Source organism: Leisingera sp. JC11 (assembly GCF_040704725.1).
GTDB lineage: Bacteria > Pseudomonadota > Alphaproteobacteria > Rhodobacterales > Rhodobacteraceae > Leisingera.
In genome coordinates, this window is record NZ_JBFCVS010000013.1 from 56,520 (window position 1) to 72,252 (window position 15,733).

Annotated in this window: 16 protein-coding genes; 8 read left to right on the forward strand and 8 right to left on the reverse strand. The window is 66.5% G+C overall.

Annotation, left to right across the window (positions count from 1 at the left end; genetic code table 11):
- The first annotated feature begins 15 nt into the window (after positions 1–15).
- From rffA to AB1A62_RS15200, 5 genes are all read left to right on the forward strand, one after another.
- On the forward strand, positions 16–1,161 hold the full coding sequence (gene rffA, locus AB1A62_RS15180) for a dTDP-4-amino-4,6-dideoxygalactose transaminase (RefSeq protein ID WP_366662293.1): 1,146 nt from the start codon (positions 16–18) through the stop codon (positions 1,159–1,161).
- On the forward strand, positions 1,161–1,724 hold the full coding sequence (locus AB1A62_RS15185) for a hypothetical protein (protein ID WP_366662294.1): 564 nt from the start codon (positions 1,161–1,163) through the stop codon (positions 1,722–1,724). Before rffA ends, AB1A62_RS15185 begins: the two co-directional genes overlap by 1 nt.
- 34 nt (positions 1,725–1,758) lie before the next feature.
- Positions 1,759–2,658: a hypothetical protein gene (locus AB1A62_RS15190; RefSeq protein WP_366662295.1), complete on the forward strand. Its 900-nt coding sequence runs from the start codon at positions 1,759–1,761 to the stop codon at positions 2,656–2,658.
- A 65-nt stretch (positions 2,659–2,723) separates the two neighbouring features.
- Complete coding sequence (gene zapE / locus AB1A62_RS15195; protein WP_366662296.1) at positions 2,724–3,800, forward strand: cell division protein ZapE; 1,077 nt, start codon at positions 2,724–2,726, stop codon at positions 3,798–3,800.
- Positions 3,797–4,702 (forward strand): bestrophin family ion channel, encoded by a 906-nt coding sequence (locus tag AB1A62_RS15200; RefSeq protein ID WP_366662297.1) that lies wholly within the window; start codon positions 3,797–3,799, stop codon positions 4,700–4,702. Before zapE ends, AB1A62_RS15200 begins: the two co-directional genes overlap by 4 nt.
- Before the next feature lie 167 nt (positions 4,703–4,869).
- On the opposite strand, the gene AB1A62_RS15205 is transcribed toward AB1A62_RS15200, so the two are convergent.
- The 3 genes from AB1A62_RS15205 to AB1A62_RS15215 all read right to left on the reverse strand — a co-directional run bounded on the left by AB1A62_RS15205 (position 4,870) and on the right by AB1A62_RS15215 (position 8,153).
- A complete protein-coding gene (locus AB1A62_RS15205; RefSeq protein ID WP_366662298.1) occupies positions 4,870–6,138 on the reverse strand; it encodes a folylpolyglutamate synthase/dihydrofolate synthase family protein in 1,269 nt (422 codons plus the stop codon).
- Between the two features lie 110 nt (positions 6,139–6,248).
- Positions 6,249–7,199 carry an acetyl-CoA carboxylase, carboxyltransferase subunit beta gene (gene accD / locus AB1A62_RS15210; protein ID WP_366662299.1) on the reverse strand — a complete coding sequence of 317 codons (951 nt, stop codon included), beginning with the start codon at positions 7,197–7,199 and terminating at the stop codon, positions 6,249–6,251.
- A 63-nt stretch (positions 7,200–7,262) separates the two neighbouring features.
- Positions 7,263–8,153, reverse strand: a complete 891-nt coding sequence (locus AB1A62_RS15215) for a type II CAAX endopeptidase family protein (protein WP_366662300.1) — start codon at positions 8,151–8,153, stop codon at positions 7,263–7,265.
- Between the two features lie 220 nt (positions 8,154–8,373).
- Here AB1A62_RS15215 and AB1A62_RS15220 point away from each other — a divergent pair, with 220 nt between their 5' ends.
- The 3 genes from AB1A62_RS15220 to AB1A62_RS15230 all read left to right on the forward strand — a co-directional run bounded on the left by AB1A62_RS15220 (position 8,374) and on the right by AB1A62_RS15230 (position 10,420).
- Positions 8,374–9,150 (forward strand): hypothetical protein, encoded by a 777-nt coding sequence (locus tag AB1A62_RS15220; RefSeq protein WP_366662301.1) that lies wholly within the window; start codon positions 8,374–8,376, stop codon positions 9,148–9,150.
- Between the two features lie 103 nt (positions 9,151–9,253).
- Complete coding sequence (locus tag AB1A62_RS15225; RefSeq protein WP_366662302.1) at positions 9,254–10,015, forward strand: DUF6478 family protein; 762 nt, start codon at positions 9,254–9,256, stop codon at positions 10,013–10,015.
- Between the two features lie 27 nt (positions 10,016–10,042).
- Entirely contained in the window at positions 10,043–10,420 is a 378-nt protein-coding gene (locus AB1A62_RS15230; RefSeq protein ID WP_366662303.1) for a hypothetical protein, read from the forward strand.
- An 8-nt stretch (positions 10,421–10,428) separates the two neighbouring features.
- Here the strand turns inward: AB1A62_RS15230 and AB1A62_RS15235 are convergent, their stop codons facing one another.
- From AB1A62_RS15235 to AB1A62_RS15255, 5 genes are all read right to left on the reverse strand, one after another.
- The gene (locus tag AB1A62_RS15235; protein WP_366662304.1) at positions 10,429–11,172 is read right to left on the reverse strand and encodes an isocitrate lyase/phosphoenolpyruvate mutase family protein; all 744 of its coding nucleotides are present in this window, start codon (positions 11,170–11,172) and stop codon (positions 10,429–10,431) included.
- A complete protein-coding gene (locus tag AB1A62_RS15240) occupies positions 11,169–12,233 on the reverse strand; it encodes a trifunctional transcriptional activator/DNA repair protein Ada/methylated-DNA--[protein]-cysteine S-methyltransferase (RefSeq protein WP_366662305.1) in 1,065 nt (354 codons plus the stop codon). The genes AB1A62_RS15235 and AB1A62_RS15240 overlap by 4 nt, the downstream gene beginning before the upstream one ends.
- 82 nt (positions 12,234–12,315) lie before the next feature.
- Positions 12,316–12,957, reverse strand: a complete 642-nt coding sequence (locus AB1A62_RS15245) for a LysE family translocator (protein WP_366662306.1) — start codon at positions 12,955–12,957, stop codon at positions 12,316–12,318.
- Positions 12,958–13,200: 243 nt separating this feature from the next.
- Positions 13,201–13,899, reverse strand: coding sequence for a hypothetical protein (locus AB1A62_RS15250; protein WP_366662307.1), 699 nt, complete (start codon positions 13,897–13,899; stop codon positions 13,201–13,203).
- A gap of 502 nt (positions 13,900–14,401) precedes the next feature.
- The gene (locus AB1A62_RS15255) at positions 14,402–15,733 is read right to left on the reverse strand and encodes a S41 family peptidase (RefSeq protein WP_366662308.1); all 1,332 of its coding nucleotides are present in this window, start codon (positions 15,731–15,733) and stop codon (positions 14,402–14,404) included.

Here is a 15,733-nt window from a genome sequence, read left to right on the forward strand (position 1 = left end):
GAGGCGGGCTGGCACATGGCCACAGCGAGAATCCCTTTCAACAAACCCTCGATGATCGGCGGGGAGCTGGCGCATATCCAGGAAGCGCTGGAGTTCGGGCAGCTGTCCGGCGACGGGCGGTTCACCCATCTGTGCAACGCCCAGATCGCGGACAAGACCGGCGCCGATGCGGCGCTCCTGACCCATTCCTGCACCGCGGCGCTGGAAATGGCGGCGCTGCTCTGCGATCTGCAGCCGGGCGACGAGGTGATCATGCCTTCGTTCACCTTTGTCTCCACCGCCAATGCCGTGGCGCTGCGCGGCGCGGTGCCGGTATTTGTCGATATCGACCCCGAAACCCTCAACATCGACCCGGAGAAAGTCTCCGCGGCCATCAGCACCCGCACCCGCGCCATCTTTGCGGTGCATTACGCGGGCTTCCCCGCCGACATGGACCGCCTGGCAGAGATCACCCGCGCCCGCGATCTGGTGCTGGTCGAGGACGCGGCGCAGGCCTTCGGCTCCACCTACAAGGGCCGCCCGGCGGGGTCGCTGGGGGATATGGCGGCGTTCAGCTTCCATGAGACCAAGAACATCATCAGCGGCGAGGGCGGCGCGCTGACCCTGACCCGCCCCGACCTGGTGGAACGCGCCGAGATCATCCGCGAGAAGGGCACCAACCGCTCCCGCTTCCTGCGCGGCCAGGTGGACAAATACACCTGGGTCGACATCGGCTCCTCCTTCCTGCCGGGGGAGCTGATCGCCGCCTTCCTCTATGGCCAGCTGGAGCAGTCGGACGCGATTCTGGAAACCCGGCTGGCGCTCTACGACCGCTACTGCGCGGCCTTTGCCGATCTCGAGGCCGCAGGCCGCGTCACCCTGCCCAAGACGCCGCCGGACACCACCGGCAACGGCCATATGTTCTATCTGCTGATGCGCGACATGGACGACCGCGACGCCTTCATCGCCGGCATGCGCGAGGCGGGCATCATCGCCCCGTTCCACTATGTGCCGCTGCATTCGGCGCCCGCGGGCCTGCGCTACGGGCGCAGCGCCGGCGACCTGCCGGTGACCAACGATATCTCCGCCCGGCTGGTGCGCCTGCCGATGTTCTTCGCGCTCGGCAGCAGCATCGAAACCGTCATCGAGACAGCCCGCAGCTGGCTGCAGCAGAACCCCTGATGGCCTATTACACGCAGGACGCCCTGGCGCAGATGGGCTTTGCCTCCCTCGGCCGCAACGTGAAAATCAGCGACAAGGCGTCGCTCTACGAGGTGCACAAGATGCACATCGGAGACAACTGCCGGATCGACGACTTCTGCGTGGTCTCGGGCAAAATCAGCCTGGGGCGCAATGTCTATATCGGCCCCTTCTGCCTGCTGGCCGGCGGCACCCCCGGCATCACGATGGAGGATTTCGCAACCCTGGCCTACCGGGTGTCGGTGTTTTCCCAGTCCGACGATTACAGCGGCGCCACAATGACCAACCCCACGGTTCCTGCCGCCTACAAGACGGAAATCAAGGAACCCGTGCACATCGGCCGCCATTGCATTGTCGGCGCAGGCTCGCTGGTGTCGCCCGGCGTGACACTGGCAGAGGGCTGCTCGGTCGGCTCGGCCTCGCTGGTGCTGAAATCCACCAGCCCCTGGACCATCTACGCTGGCAGCCCGGCGCGGCGGCTGAAGGACCGCAAGCGCGATCTGCTGGAGCTGGAACAGCAGTATCTCGCCGCCGAGGCGGATTGAGCCGCCACGCGCCAAGCCATTGACAGGACCTCAGATGACAGAGCGGCCGAACTACATTGTTTACGCCCCCGCCTTCGACCCCGACAGCGGCGGCAGCATTTTCCTGCATGAGCTGGTCAACACGCTGAACGGTCTGGGCGAGCAGGCCTTCCTGTGGCCCTGGCGCCGCCTGCCGGCCTCTGGCCTGCGGGCAGAGGTGATGTCGCGGCTGCGCCTGCCCGGCTCCCGCTGGGCGCGCCCCTACGGCATCAACCCGGCCCTCAACACCCCCGTGGCCCGGCCCGCCGATTTCACGCCGTCCAGCATCGTCGTCTACCCCGAGGTCACCCTGGGCAATCCGATGCGGGCCCGGAACGTGGCCCGCTGGCTGCTCTATAAACCCGGTGTCGAGAACCCGTATGAGTTCACCGAGGGGGAGATGTTCTTCCGGGCGGGCAGCATCTGCGACATCCCCGAAATCACCGGCGGCGCCACCGATCTGTTCATGTGGCGCCGCAACCCGGTCTACCGGAACCAGAACCGGCCGGACCGCAGCGGCGCCTGCTACATCGTGCGCAAGGGCGCGCATAAGGACCGCATACCGGAGACGGAAAACGCGATCCAGATCGACGGCCTTTCGCATGAGGAGATCGCGGAGATCTTCAACCGCTGCGACACTTTCTATTCCTATGACGAGGCGACCTTCTATTCCCAGTACGCCGCCATCTGCGGCTGCCAGAGCGTGGTGATCCCGGGGATTTACGCCAGCCGCGCGGAATGGAACGAGAACCACGCGCCGGGGCGCTACGGCATTGCCTATGGCACCAGCCCGGCTGAGCTGGAGCACGCAGCGGCGACCCGGCATCTGGTCGCGGACCTCTTGCAGGAACAGGAGGACCGCGGCAGGCGCACGGTGGAGAATTTCGTGAAGCTGACGCAGGAGCGCTTCAGCTGAGCCTCCGGGCTGCTGCCGCCAATCCCCCGCTTCCCATCCCCCGCGCCCCGCGCTATCCCTGTCCCATGACCCATTTGAGTGCGCTTTACCGGCAGAAGATCGACGCGGGCGAATTGAAGCCCGATCCGGCCCAGGAAGCAGTGCTTCCGCAATTCGACCGCATCGCCCAAGGTTTGATGGCACCGCCGGTGAAACGCGGCTTTTTCCGCAAGGCGGAATATGAACCGGTCCAGGGGCTCTACCTCTGGGGCGGGGTCGGGCGCGGCAAGTCGATGCTGATGGACCTGTTCGTCGACAGCCTCGACGGCATCCCCTCGCGGCGGGTGCATTTCCATGCCTTCATGCAGGAAATCCACGCCAAAATGCATGAGGCCCGCCAGAACGGTGTCGAGGATGCGCTGGCCCCGGCAGCGGCTGAGGTGGCGGAGTCGGTGCGCCTGCTGGCCTTTGACGAGATGCAGATCACCGACATCACCGATGCAATGATCGTGGGGCGTTTGTTCGAGGCGCTGTTTGCCGCCGGCGTCACCGTGATCACCACTTCCAACCGGGTGCCGGACGACCTCTACAAGAACGGCCTCAACCGCCAGCTGTTCCTGCCCTTCATCGATCTGATCAAGGACCGCATGGCGGTGCATGAGATGGTCAGCGCCACCGATTACCGGCAGGACCGGCTGACCGGCGCGCAGGTCTATTTCGCCCCCATTGATTCCGAGGCCCGCGCCCAGATCCGTGCAATCTGGCAGGATCTTTCGGGCGGCGGCGCGGCCCAGCCGCTGACGCTGGAGGTGAAGGGCCGCGAAGTCACCCTGCCCGCCTTCCGCAACGGGGTGGCGCGGGCCACCTTCTATGACCTCTGCGGCAAGATGCTGGGGCCGGGCGACTACCTCGCCATCGCCGGGGAGGTGAAGGTGCTGATCATGGAGGATATTCCCCGCCTCAGCCGCAACAACTTCAACGAGGCCCGGCGCTTCGTCACCCTGATCGACGCTTTGTATGAGGCCAGGGTGCGGCTGATCTGCTCCGCCGCGGCGCAGCCCGAAATGCTCTATGTCGAGGGCGAAGGCACCTTCGAGTTCGAACGCACCGCCTCCCGCCTGCGCGAGATGCAGGACAAGAACTGGGGAAGCGAAGCCCCATGATCGTCCGCGACACGCCCCGGCGGCGGGAGATTTTCCTGATCCTGAGCGGATCGGTGGTGCCGCGCATCCTGCCCAACATCATCGGCGCCGCGCTCTGGGCGCTGCTGGTGCTGGTGCTGGACCGCTATGTCATTGCGATGCCGCAGATTTCCATCGCCGCGATGGGGGTGTTCGGCCTGTCGCTGTCGCTGTTCCTCAGCTTCCGCAACAACGCCGCCTATGACCGCTGGTGGGAGGCGCGGCGGATCTGGGGCCGCATGGTCTCCGACGTGCGCAGCCTGGCGCAGGAGCTCAGGATCTTTGCAGGCAAAGGCCCGGACGAGGAGTTCATCCTCACCCGCATCCTCGCCTTTCACCACCTGCACCGCGCCCAGCTGCGCGGCGACGAGGTGGCGGAAACGGTTCAGCACTGGGTCGGGCCGGAAGATGCAGAGCGGCTGATGCAGACGGAAAACAGCCCCAACGCCGCCCTGCGCGACATCGCCGCCCGGCTGCGCGAAATGGCAGAGGACGGCCGCATCGACGGCTTCGGCCAGCGCGCCCTGGCCGAACGGCTGGCCGCCTTCCCCGCCGCCCAGGCCGGAAACGAGCGGCTGCTGACCACGCCGCTGCCCTTCGTCTACTCATTGCTGGTCTGGCGCACCACGTATCTTTACTGCCTGCTGCTGCCCTTTGCCCTCCTGGACAGCGCCGGCTGGTTCGAGCCGCTGGTCGCTGCGGTGGTGGCCTATGTGTTCTTCGGCCTCGCCGAAGTGACCCATGAGCTGGAGCACCCGTTCCGCAAACAGGCCAACGCGGTGCCGCTCAGCGCCATGTGCCGGGTGATGGAAATCTCGGTCTGCAACGCGCTGGGGCGCGAGGTGCCGCCCAAGCTGGAGCCGGTGAACTACGTTCTGGATTAGGGGCTGAACAGGTCCGGGGGCGCTGCCCCCTCGGCCTCGCGGCCTCACCCCCGGAGTATTTCCGGAAAGATGAAACGCGGCCGCGCCGCGCCAGCGGCGCCTGGCCCAACGGGGTGAGACCGGCAGGTCGAAACCGGGCGGGAGAACCTCCCCCGCCGCTGCAAATCTCAGCCGTTTTCGCGCAGGATATGGCCCGCCAGATAAAGCGAACCGCAGATCAGCACCCGCGCCTGCGGATCCTTGGCGGTGATCGCCTGCAGCGCCGCCAGGGTGCTGTCCGCCGTGCCTGCCGCGATGCCCACCGACTTGGCTGCGGCCTCGGTGTCTTCGGCGCTGAGCGTGTTGATCTCATCCGGGATCGAAATCGCGGTCAGGCTGGCCACATGCGGCGCCAGCGGCGCCATGTAGCCGCTCACGTCCTTGGTGTTCAGCATGCCGCAGATCAGATGCGTCGGGCGTTCCGGCAGTTTCGCCAGCACATCCGCCAGCGCCACCCCGGCCGCGGCGTTGTGGCCGCCGTCCAGCCACAGCTCTGCCTCCGGCGCCGCCTCGATCAGCGGGCCGGTTTTCAGCTTCTGCATCCGGGCGGGCCATTCGGCGTTCAGCATCGCGGCCTCGCAGGCGGCCTCATCCGCGCCCAGATGGCGCAGTGCTGCCAGCGCCGCACCGGCGTTCTGGATCTGATGCGCGCCCAAAAGGGCCGGCAGCGGCAGGTCCAGCAGGCCGTTTTCGTCCTGGAACACCAGCCGGCCGCGCTCCTCGTAGACGTGCCAGTGCTGGCCGTAGGCGATCAGCGGCGCGCCAAGGCGGGCGGCGGTGGCCTCGATGACCTCCATCGCCTCGTCGGGCTGCGGGCCAACCACAACCGGCACGCCGCGCTTGATGATGCCCGCCTTCTCAGACGCGATCTTGGTCAGCGTGTTGCCCAGGAACTGCTCATGGTCGATCGAGATCGGGGTGATCACCGAAACCTCGGGGGTGATCACGTTTGTGGCGTCCAGACGCCCGCCCAGGCCGACCTCCAGCAGGGTGTAATCCGCGGGCGTGCGCGAAAACGCCAAGAGACCCGCCACCGTGGTGATCTCGAAATAGGTGATGTTCTCGCCGCCGTTCTTGGCATAGCACTCGTCCAGCACCTCAGTCAGATGCGGCTCGGAGATCAGCTCGCCCGCCAGCCGGATCCGCTCGTGAAAACGCGCCAGATGCGGCGAGGTGTAGGCGTGAACGCTCTTGCCCATGCCCTCAAGACCCGCCCGGATCATCGCCTGGGTCGAGCCCTTGCCGTTGGTGCCTGCCAGATGGATCACCGGCGGCAGCTTGTCCTGCGGGTTGTCCAGCGCCGCCAGCAGCCGCCAGACCCGGTCCAGCGTCAGGTCGATGATCTTGGGGTGCAGCGCCATCATGCGGGCGAGGATTGCGTCGGAGGTCTGAGTCATCGGCCAGGTCCTGTCAGAGCGGAAAGTCATACGTGGCAAAGAACAGCGCCCGCCCTGGCGGGGACGGGCGCAGCCCGGCCGGGCGGCCGGGCGAGTCACTATAGGCCGGATTACTCGGCAGCTTCTTCGCTGGGAGCGCCATCGGCCGGCGCATTTGCGGCTTTGGCGGCGTCTTCCTGCTCCGGCACCGGCAGGTCGCCCACCACCTGCGGCGGCAGGCCCATCAGCATGCGGATGATGGTGATCAGCTCTTCGCGCATCTCGGTGCGCGGGGTCACCCGATCCAGCATGCCGTGGTCCAGTAGGTACTCGGCGCGCTGGAAGCCGTCGGGCAGCTTCTCGCGGATGGTCTGCTCGATCACCCGCGGCCCGGCAAAGCAAATCAGCGCGTTGGGCTCGGCGATATGCACATCGCCCAGCATCGCATAGGAGGCGGTCACACCGCCGGTGGTCGGATGGGTCAGCACAACGATATAGGGCAGGCCCGCCTCTTTCAGCATCTCCACCGCAACAGTGGTGCGCGGCATCTGCATCAGCGACAGGATGCCTTCCTGCATCCGGGCGCCGCCGGCCGCAGAGAACAGCACCAGCGGGCGCTTCAGCTTCACCGCTTCCTCGGCAGCCGCAATGATGGCATTGCCCACATACATGCCCATCGAGCCGCCCATGTAGGAAAAGTCCTGCGCAGCAGCGATAATGGGCGTGCGGCCGATTTCACCGGCCGCCACCAGCATCGCGTCTTTCTCGCCGGTCTTCTTCTGCGCCGCCTTGATCCGCTCGGGGTATTTCTTCTGATCCTTGAACTTCAAGGGGTCGGCCAGCGGTTCCGGCACCGCCACCTCGGTGAAGACACCGCCGTCAAACAGCGCGGTGAAACGGTCGCGCGGGGTGATATGCATGTGATGGCCGCAGCTGGTGCAGACGTTCTGATTGTCGCTCAGCTCGCGGTGAAACAGCATGGTGCCGCATTCATCGCATTTCTGCCAAAGGTTCTCGGGCACTTCGCGGCGCGAAAAGATCGAATTGATCTTGGGCCGGACGTAGTTGGTGATCCAGTTCATATTGCTTGCCTCTCCGGGGGCGCGGTTTGCCCCCCAGATAAGGCGCATTTGCCGCAATTGCAATCAGCGGCGTATGGCAAGCCGCGCGCAAAGCCAGCTGACCAGCATCAGGACAAAGTCGACGGCCATCCAGGGCCGCAGCGCCTGCACGTCCGCCAGGTCAAAGGGGATCAGGTAAAGCGCCAGCCCGTTCAGGCTGGTTGGGGAGCCGAACAACAAGAGCGCGGTCACGTTGTTGAAGAAATGCACCGCGATGGCCGGCCCCAGGGTGCCGGCCCGGGCGGTCAGGTCCGCCATCAAGACTCCGAACAGCCCGGCCCAGGCGGTGATCACCAGCGCGTTGTCCCCGGCCTCGGCCGGCAGGTAGTGGCCCAGCGCAAACAGCGCCGAGGGCACCAGCAGCCAGACCGCCGGGTGCCGGAACCGCGCCGCCAGCGCCTGCTGGATGTAGCCGCGGAACAGGATTTCCTCCGATCCGGTCTGCACCAGCACCGCGGCGATGGACAGCGGCAGGATGCCCAGCCAGGTCCAGAACGGCAGGTTCTGGGTCATCGGCGGGCCCATGTCATAGGGCGGCAGCGCCATCAGCAGCAGGCTGAGCCCCAACAGGTACAGGCTGACCCGCCCGAACTGGTGCGCCAGCGGGCGCAGATGCCCGGTCACGGTGGCAAAGCCGCGCTGGTGGAACAGCCGCGCCGCCATCGCCACCCCCAGCGACAGAAAGGCGAAACTGCCCAACAGCACCAGCATCGCGCCAGGGGTGCTGCCATCCGCAAGCCCCTGCAGCCAGTCGCCCGGGAACAGCCCCGCCAGGATCACCTGCAGCGCGGCTGTCATCGCAAAGCTGACCGATGCCACCAGCACCAGCCCCAGCATCAGGCGCCACAGCGCCGGCTGTTGCCGGGCAAAGCGCACCAGCGCCTCATGCGCCCTGTAGCCGTGCAAGTCGAGCATGTGTCCTCCCGGGGAGCCGCAGCGGGCGGCAATCCGGCCCACGTTAGGCATTGCTGCAACGCCAAGGCAAGGGATGCGCGCGCCCTGGCGGTTCAGGGTTGCCGCCCAGGCGCCCGCTCCGTAATGATTCCTGCAAAAAACAAGACCGGCAGGAACAGCAGTGATCAGAACAAGCAACGGGAAACCCGTGCCTTTTGCCGCGCCCGGCGGAAAGGCGCCCATGCGGCGCGGCGCAGCGGCGGCGGTTGTGCTGGCGGCACTGGCCCTGGCGGGTTGCAGCCCGGCGCCCCGAAGCATGCCGTTTGCCGCCCGCACCGCCAGCCAGGCGCCGCAGGCCGGCGTTCAGGTGATGTCCTTCGGCGGCGGCGATGTGCTGCTGGCCGCACCCGGCGCCTATTGCTTTGACCGCCGCAGCAGCCAGCCGGAAAAAGACGGCGGCTTTGCCCTTTTGGCCCATTGCAGCCGCATGGGCCGCCAGAACTGGTTCGGCGCCCGCAAATCGGCTGTGCTCACCGCCTCCATCGGCCCCGCCAAAGCCTCTGTTGCAGCGCCGCAGGCCGCCGACATCGCGGCCATGTTCCCGGACGCCAGGGTGCTGGAAACCCGCGAGGACCAGCTCTTGCCGCTGGTCAAGCTGGAGTTCCCCGGCGCCGTTGCCGACAGCGCCAGCCCGGTGCACTGGCGCGGCGCCTTTGTGCTCGACCGCCACCTGGTCGCGCTGGCGCTTTACGCGCCTGAGGGAAGCCGGGCGCTTGGCAGCCACGGCGCCGCCCTGCTGAACGAGATGACCCACCGCACGCTGGAGGCCTCCACCCTGCCCGCGCTGGACGCCGCCGAGAGTGCCGCGCCCGCCGCGCCAGCCGTCTCCGCAGCCGCAGCAGAGGGCCTGCGCCCGCAGCCCCGCCCGGCGCAGTTGCGGGCACAGGCTGAGAGCGCGGAACCGGAGCCGCGCAAAAAACGCGGGTTCCGCCAGCGGATTGCCGGTTTATTTCAATAGCCGCCCCCGGTTACACTGCCGCCAGCCCCGCGGCGGCCCGCACAGGGGCCGGCCGGAGGCCGGACAGGCACGCAAGACCTTAAACCAGGCAAGAGAGAGCACGATGGGCAGGATCATGGACCGGTTGCTTCACCTGCGCAGCCTGCGCCGCTGGCGCGCCGCGGCAGAGGAATCCTCGCGCGCGCCGCTCTCCGAACTGCGCCGCCAGCGCAACCAGGCCCGCCAGCTGCGCACCCATCTGGACCGGCTGATCCACACCGCCGACGGCCGCCTGGCGCTGCCGCAGATCGCCTCCTCCTTCTTTCCGCGCCCGCATGGCACCGACTGGTCCTGGCGCCCGGAAATGTGGCGCGGCCCGCTGCCGGAGCGGGGGCTGGCCTCGGTGCCGCCCAAGGCCCGGCTGGGCAATGAGGTGCAGCTGTTCCACGACTGCGCCTTTTCCGAACTGACCCTGCGCCAGCTCAGGAACACCCGCGAGGAGGACCTCGCCCCCTTCGGCCTGCGCATGGACGTGTTCAAGTTCGACGGCTCCTTCCTGTCGCTGGTGATCGACCTGCCGCCCGAGGCCGCCGAGGGCATCACCCGCCAGCACCTCCTGCGCATCGACAGCATCATCGAATCCGAAAAACCGATCGAGATCTTCGCCCGCCTCAACATCCAGCACGGCCCCAACACCGAACAGCTGGTGCGCGAGCTGCCGCAGGAGGAAAAGAACATCGTGGTGGAGTTCGACCTGGCCTATTCCAAGCTGAACGAAAAGCGGATCGAGAAGATCTGGCTCGACCTGATCTTCGAGGCGCCGGACCTGAACCAGGTGATCCTGCGCGACCTGACCTTCTCGCGCCACCGCCGCGCGGCGATCTGAGGAGCCCAGCCTTATGAGTAACCTGACATGAGCGACCTGACACTGACCAAAATCCGCTTCCGCAACGGGGTCTGGGAGGGCAAGATCAGCAATGCCCCCGCCAGCGGCGCGCGGCCGGATGTCACGGTGATGTTCCAGGATCAGCCGCTCAAGGACGTGATCCTGACCGAGGGCCAGACAGAGGGCGACTGGCTGCTCGCCGTGCCGGTGCCGCCGGAGGCCGTGGCCGACGGGGTGCAGACCTTCGTGATCTTCGACTCCGGCAGCAGCACCCGGCTGGGCGATTTCACCCTGATCGCAGGGGAGGCAGTGGCGGACGATCTGCGCGCCGAGGTCGAACTGCTGCGCGCCGAGCTCGACATGCTCAAACGCGCCTTCCGCCGCCACTGCCTGGAAACCATGTAAGCGGCGGCTTACTCCAGCGCCTGGAAATGCTCGGCCAGCACCTGCATCAGCTTTGCGTGCGGGATCGGGCCATAACTGCAGCGCGCCACACCGGCCTGCCGCGCGGTCTCCAGCGCGATGCCGCGCATCATCGTGTTGACCGGCAGGGGGCAGCCCTCGCAGACCCGCGCAATCAGGTCAGGGTCCGTCAGGCCCGGCACAAAGAATCCGTTGCCGCCGGCCTCCGCATAAGCCGCCGCGCGCTCCAGCGCCTCCGGCAGCAGTGCGGCATGTTTGGCAGCGTCTTTTTCCTTCAGAAACAGATCCGTGCGTGCGTTCACGAACAGATCCGCATGGGCCGCCCGCGCCGCGGCCACCCGCCGGGCCTGCTCTTCAATGCTGTAGAACTCCGCGGTGCCGACCACCTGATCCTCGAAATTGAGGCCCACCGCGCCGGTCTCTGCCAGCCGGGTCACATTGGCGGTCAGCTGCTCCGGCCCGCGGGCATAGCCGCCCTCGAAATCAATGGTCACCGGCAGCTCGGTGGCGGCCACGATGCGCGCCGCATTGCCCAGCACGAAGTCCAGCGGCACCTGCTCGCCATCCGGGAACCCCTGCGCCGCTGCCACCGGGAAACTGCCGGTCGCCAAGGCCGATGCCCCTGCCCCGGCAATCGCCCTGGCACTGCCCGCGTCCCAGATGTTGTAGAGAACAACCGGGTTGCCCGGCTGGTGCAGCGCCGCAAAAGCCTTGGCGCGGTCGGAATATGTCATGCGGAAATCCTCTGTCTGTAGCCTGTTTCAATTTCAATAAGCCGCTGCTTGCGCCAAAGGCCCCCGCCATAGCCGGTCAGCGCGCCGTCAGCTGCAATCACCCTATGGCAGGGCACCACCAGTGCCAGCTGATTTGCGCCGTTTGCGCGCGCCACTGCGCGCGTGGCCGAGGCCCGCCCCAGCTCCCGCGCGATCTGCGAATAGCTGCGGGTCTCGCCCGCCGGAATGGTCAGCAGATAACGCCAGACTTCGCGCTCGAACCCGGTGCCATGCAGCGCCAGCGGGGCCCGGAAATCCGCGCCTTCGCCTGCAAAGAACCGGCGCAGCTCCTCTGCAATCTGCTCGGTTGGTGCCGGGCGGCCAAAGCCCAGGCCGCCCGGCTGCGCTTTCTGCAGCTTGGCCACCTCCCGCGGCAGCGCCTTGCGGTCGGCAAACTCCAGCAAATGCAGCTGATGGGCGCAGCTGATCGCGATCATCGCCCCCAGCGGCGTGTCGATCCAGTCCGCCAAGAGCAGCGCATCCTTGCGGAACGCCCCCGGCGCAATCCCCACCAGCTTGGCAAAGGCGGCGCGGAAGGCGCTGGCGCTTTCGAAACCGGCATCGATCTGCGCCGCGATCACCGGCTCGCCCGCCTTCAGCGCGGTGAAGCCCTCGCGCAGCCGGCGCTGCCGCGCCATCTCCAGGAAGGTCATGCCGAAATGCCGCTTGAAGGCGCGCCGCACGGTCGACGCATCCAGCCCCAGCCGCACCAGGTCGCCCTCGCCCCAGCGGTAGGCGGGCCGTTCCTCCAGCCGCGCCAGCAGGCCCTGCACCATCGGGTCATCCCCCGCGGCGGCGGCCAGCGGCTTGCAGCGCTTGCAGGCGCGGAACCCCGCCTCGATGCACTCGCCCGGCGTGGCATGGAACCGGCAGTTCTCGAACTTGGGTTTGCGCGCCGGGCAGGTCAGGCGGCAGAAGATGCCGGTGGAGGTCACGCCGACATAGGCGCGCCCCTCGTATGCGGCATCACGGTCTAGCAGCGCCTGGTAGAGCGTGCGGGAATCAGGCAGGTCAAACATCATGGGCGGAGCATAGACCAGCCTGCCCGTTCAGTACGCCGAAGATCGGGCGTTGATTTTCAAATCCCGTTGATCTGCCCGGACGTCACGCCCGGCGAACGACCGCCGTTGCCGCCTGGCCAAGGATGAAAACCCCGGCACCGCCGATGATGGCGCCGGCCAGCCGGTTCAGCTTTTGCAGGGCGTCCGCCCGCGTCATCATCGTCCGCGCGCCCGAGGCCAGCAGCGCATAGGGCAGCAGCGTCACGAACAGCACCGCAACGGTCAGCACGCTCAGCGCGGCCCATTGCGACAGCCCCACTGCCTCCAGATCAATGACGGTGGGCAGCAGCGCGAGGTAGAAGATGATCGTCTTGGGGTTGCCCAGCGTCAGCGCAAAGCCCGACAGGAACGTCTTCAGCCCGCGGCGGCTGCCGGCCTTGCGCACATGGGTGAGCCCGGCCTCGTTGCGCCAGAACTTGCTGGCGAGATAGACCAGATACAGGCCGCCCAGCACCTTGATCGCCATCAGCGCGCCGGAGAACAGCTGCGCGATCGCGGCCAGGCCCGCAATGGCGATGGTCAGATAAACCACATCGCCCAGCGCAATGCCCGCCAGAAAGAACAGCGACACCTGCAGGCCATTGCCAAGGGATTGCCCGACCAGACCCGCCACCCCCGGACCGGGAATGACAGCCGCGATCGACAGGGCGACGGAATAGGCGATGAGCGGGGCCAGCAAATCCATTGGTTCAATCCTGAATGCAGTTTCCGCGCGACCCTACCAAGGCTTTTGCAGCTTGCAAGCCGGATATAACGTCCCGGCGGAAGAGACCGGTGGAGGCCATGCCTCCGCAGGCGCCCCGCACAGGCGGCTTCAAGGACCAGCAGCATCTGGCAGAAAATGCGGAAACCAGGCGGGCCGGAGACCGGGCGTTTTATCACGAGGGCCCGACAGACGCAGGGCTGGCGACCCCCCTTAAGCCCGGTGTCAGTTGACGTACTCGACACCGCTGCAGGACTGTGGCCCCTGGTTGCCCGCTTTGCGGTCCGCGATCCCTGCCAGCAGGTCCGCCTCGTTGGCGAATTTCAAGTCAAACGCCACCAGGGGCGCGCCGTTGTCATCAACCGGCATGGCGACAGACAGGTTGCGGACGACCGTTTCCATCGCATGTTTCACCACCTCTTCCCGGTACAGGATCATGTCCCGGCTGCAGGTGTCGGCAGCGCCCCTGCGCGCATTGGCTGCGCCGCCCAGGACAGTTTCCTCGTCAAAATTGACGATCCGGCTGGCGACTTCGTTCTTCTCACTGCCTTTGACAACGTATTCATGCAGCACCTTCAGTTCCGGAATGGTCCCGCGGACGATATTGCCGCCCTGTTGCAGCTTGTCCCCGATGCCGCTGACTGTTTTCCAGTCGAACCCGGTGAAATCCACACCGATGACCACCTTCTGCTGCCATTGAGAGACATAGACCGCGTTGTTTTCCTTGCCCAGCAGCTTGCGCTCCTTGACCAGGACCAAGGCATTGGCGGAATAGGCCTCGGTTGTTTCCAGCGCATTGATCAGCCGCGGCTCGGAAATGACCGGCGTCGTCTCGACCACGACCGGCTGCTGGCTTTGCAGGTAAAAATACACCCCAGCGGCGCCGGCAAAGGCGCACACGATCATCAGCAGAATTCTGTCCATGATTTTCTCCGTCCCTTCGGGCAGGAACGGCCGGCAGCCTGCTCCCGCGAAATGCCTTGCTCTAAATCTGGCCGCAGGTTGGGTCGGCGCTGGGTCCGCAGTCAACAGGTTTGCGGCCTGTGCAGGGAACGCGGCAGGCAGGTGTTGCGCACCCACCGTACGCCCCCTTCACGCGATCCTCACACCCTCATGCCACACTGCCGGAAGATCGATCACCCGCCATGGCTCAGCGCACGGGCCATGATACGAGGCGCAGGCATCTATGGGCTGCCTGCGTATCCCCCGGAGACCGGCCCTGATAAAAAGGGGGTCGTTCAGGAAATCCTGTCCGAGCAGGCTCCCGGCGGGGTCTGTCCACCTCCACCCGGCGGCGCCGCCCCCTTAACTGGGACACCGCGCTTAAACGGCACAGCAACTACCACCCGCCAGACCCGGCGGCACAGCAAAAATGAAAAAGGCCGCCCAACCGGACGGCCCTTCCTGATGCGTGTTTGCGCGAGCCTTACTTCGGCCCCAGCGCCACCATCCCCTTCAGGATGTCGATGGCATAGGCCAGCTGGTAATCCTGCTCGCGCAGTTCCGCGGCTTTCTCGGCCTTCTCGCGCTCTTCCTCGATCTGGCGGATTTCATCCTCGGACAGGGAGTCGTTGTTCAGGCTGCCGCGCAGGTCGGCTTCCGAACGCGACCGGCGGGACGGGCTGTCCTCGTCCTCAGCCGCCGCGGTCCGGCGCGGCTGCGCCACCACGATATCCGGCGAAACCCCCAGCGCCTGGATCGAGCGGCCCGACGGCGTGTAATAGCGCGCGGTGGTCAGGCGCATAGCGCCCTCGCCCTTCAGTGGCATCACGGTCTGGACCGAGCCCTTGCCGAAGGATTTCGTGCCGACCACGATGGCGCGGCGGTGGTCCTGCAGGGCGCCTGCGACGATTTCCGACGCCGAGGCCGAACCGCCGTTGATCAGCACCACGATCGGCTTGCCCTCGGCCAGGTCGCCGGGGGTCGCGTTGAAGCGCTCGCCGTCTTCCGGATCGCGGCCGCGGGTGGACACGATCTCACCCGACTCCAGGAAGCTGTCAGCCACCTTGATCGCCTGGGTCAGCAGGCCGCCCGGGTTGTTGCGCAGGTCCAGCACGATGCCGTTCACCTTGTCCATGCCGCCGGCTTCTTCGATCTGCTTCTTCAGGCCGGATTCCAGGTTCGGCGTGGTCTGGTCGTTGAAGGTGGTGATCCGCATCACCACGGTGTCGCCCTCGGTGCGGCCGCGCACCGCGGTCAGCTTGATGGTGTCGCGGATGATCGACACGTCGAACGGCTCCGCCTCGCCCTCGCGCACCACGGTGATCACGATCTCGGAGCCGACCGGCCCGCGCATCAGCTCCACCGCCTCGTCCAGCGACAGGCCCAGCACGCTTTCGCCGTCCACATGGGTGATGAAATCGCCGGCTTCCACTCCGGCCTCATCCGCCGGGGTGCCGTCGATCGGGGAGACGACTTTGACAAAGCCCTCTTCCTGGGTGACCTCAATGCCCAGGCCGCCGAATTCGCCGCGGGTCTGCACCCGCATCTTGTCGGCGTCATCGGGCGACAGGTAGCTGGAATGCGGGTCCAGGGACGCCAGCATGCCGCCGATGGCCGCCTCGATCAGTTCCTTCTCGTCGACTTCCTCGACATATTGCGCACGGATGCGCTCGAAGATGTCGCCGAACAGGTCCAGCTGCTCATAGACGTTTGCCTCGCGCGCGCCTTCCTGCGCCAGCAAGGGGGCCGCCACGTAAGATGTTGCAACGATACCTGCCAGCGTGCCGCCAATGGCGGCCATCGCAAATTTTTTCAT

Excerpts from the sequence above, each read along its gene's own strand:
- rffA (WP_366662293.1), top strand. The coding sequence starts at position 16 with ATGGCCACAGCGAGAATCCCTTTCAACAAACCCTCGATGATCGGCGGG.
- AB1A62_RS15255 (WP_366662308.1), bottom strand. The coding sequence starts at position 15,733 with ATGAAAAAATTTGCGATGGCCGCCATTGGCGGCACGCTGGCAGGTATC.
- AB1A62_RS15220 (WP_366662301.1), top strand. The coding sequence starts at position 8,374 with ATGCGGCGCGGCGCAGCGGCGGCGGTTGTGCTGGCGGCACTGGCCCTG.
- AB1A62_RS15240 (WP_366662305.1), bottom strand. The coding sequence starts at position 12,233 with ATGATGTTTGACCTGCCTGATTCCCGCACGCTCTACCAGGCGCTGCTA.
- AB1A62_RS15185 (WP_366662294.1), top strand. The coding sequence starts at position 1,161 with ATGGCCTATTACACGCAGGACGCCCTGGCGCAGATGGGCTTTGCCTCC.
- AB1A62_RS15205 (WP_366662298.1), bottom strand. The coding sequence starts at position 6,138 with ATGACTCAGACCTCCGACGCAATCCTCGCCCGCATGATGGCGCTGCAC.
- AB1A62_RS15230 (WP_366662303.1), top strand. The coding sequence starts at position 10,043 with ATGAGCGACCTGACACTGACCAAAATCCGCTTCCGCAACGGGGTCTGG.
- AB1A62_RS15235 (WP_366662304.1), bottom strand. The coding sequence starts at position 11,172 with ATGACATATTCCGACCGCGCCAAGGCTTTTGCGGCGCTGCACCAGCCG.
- AB1A62_RS15200 (WP_366662297.1), top strand. The coding sequence starts at position 3,797 with ATGATCGTCCGCGACACGCCCCGGCGGCGGGAGATTTTCCTGATCCTG.
- AB1A62_RS15245 (WP_366662306.1), bottom strand. The coding sequence starts at position 12,957 with ATGGATTTGCTGGCCCCGCTCATCGCCTATTCCGTCGCCCTGTCGATC.
- AB1A62_RS15250 (WP_366662307.1), bottom strand. The coding sequence starts at position 13,899 with ATGGACAGAATTCTGCTGATGATCGTGTGCGCCTTTGCCGGCGCCGCT.
- AB1A62_RS15190 (WP_366662295.1), top strand. The coding sequence starts at position 1,759 with ATGACAGAGCGGCCGAACTACATTGTTTACGCCCCCGCCTTCGACCCC.
- zapE (WP_366662296.1), top strand. The coding sequence starts at position 2,724 with ATGACCCATTTGAGTGCGCTTTACCGGCAGAAGATCGACGCGGGCGAA.
- accD (WP_366662299.1), bottom strand. The coding sequence starts at position 7,199 with ATGAACTGGATCACCAACTACGTCCGGCCCAAGATCAATTCGATCTTT.
- AB1A62_RS15215 (WP_366662300.1), bottom strand. The coding sequence starts at position 8,153 with ATGCTCGACTTGCACGGCTACAGGGCGCATGAGGCGCTGGTGCGCTTT.
- AB1A62_RS15225 (WP_366662302.1), top strand. The coding sequence starts at position 9,254 with ATGGGCAGGATCATGGACCGGTTGCTTCACCTGCGCAGCCTGCGCCGC.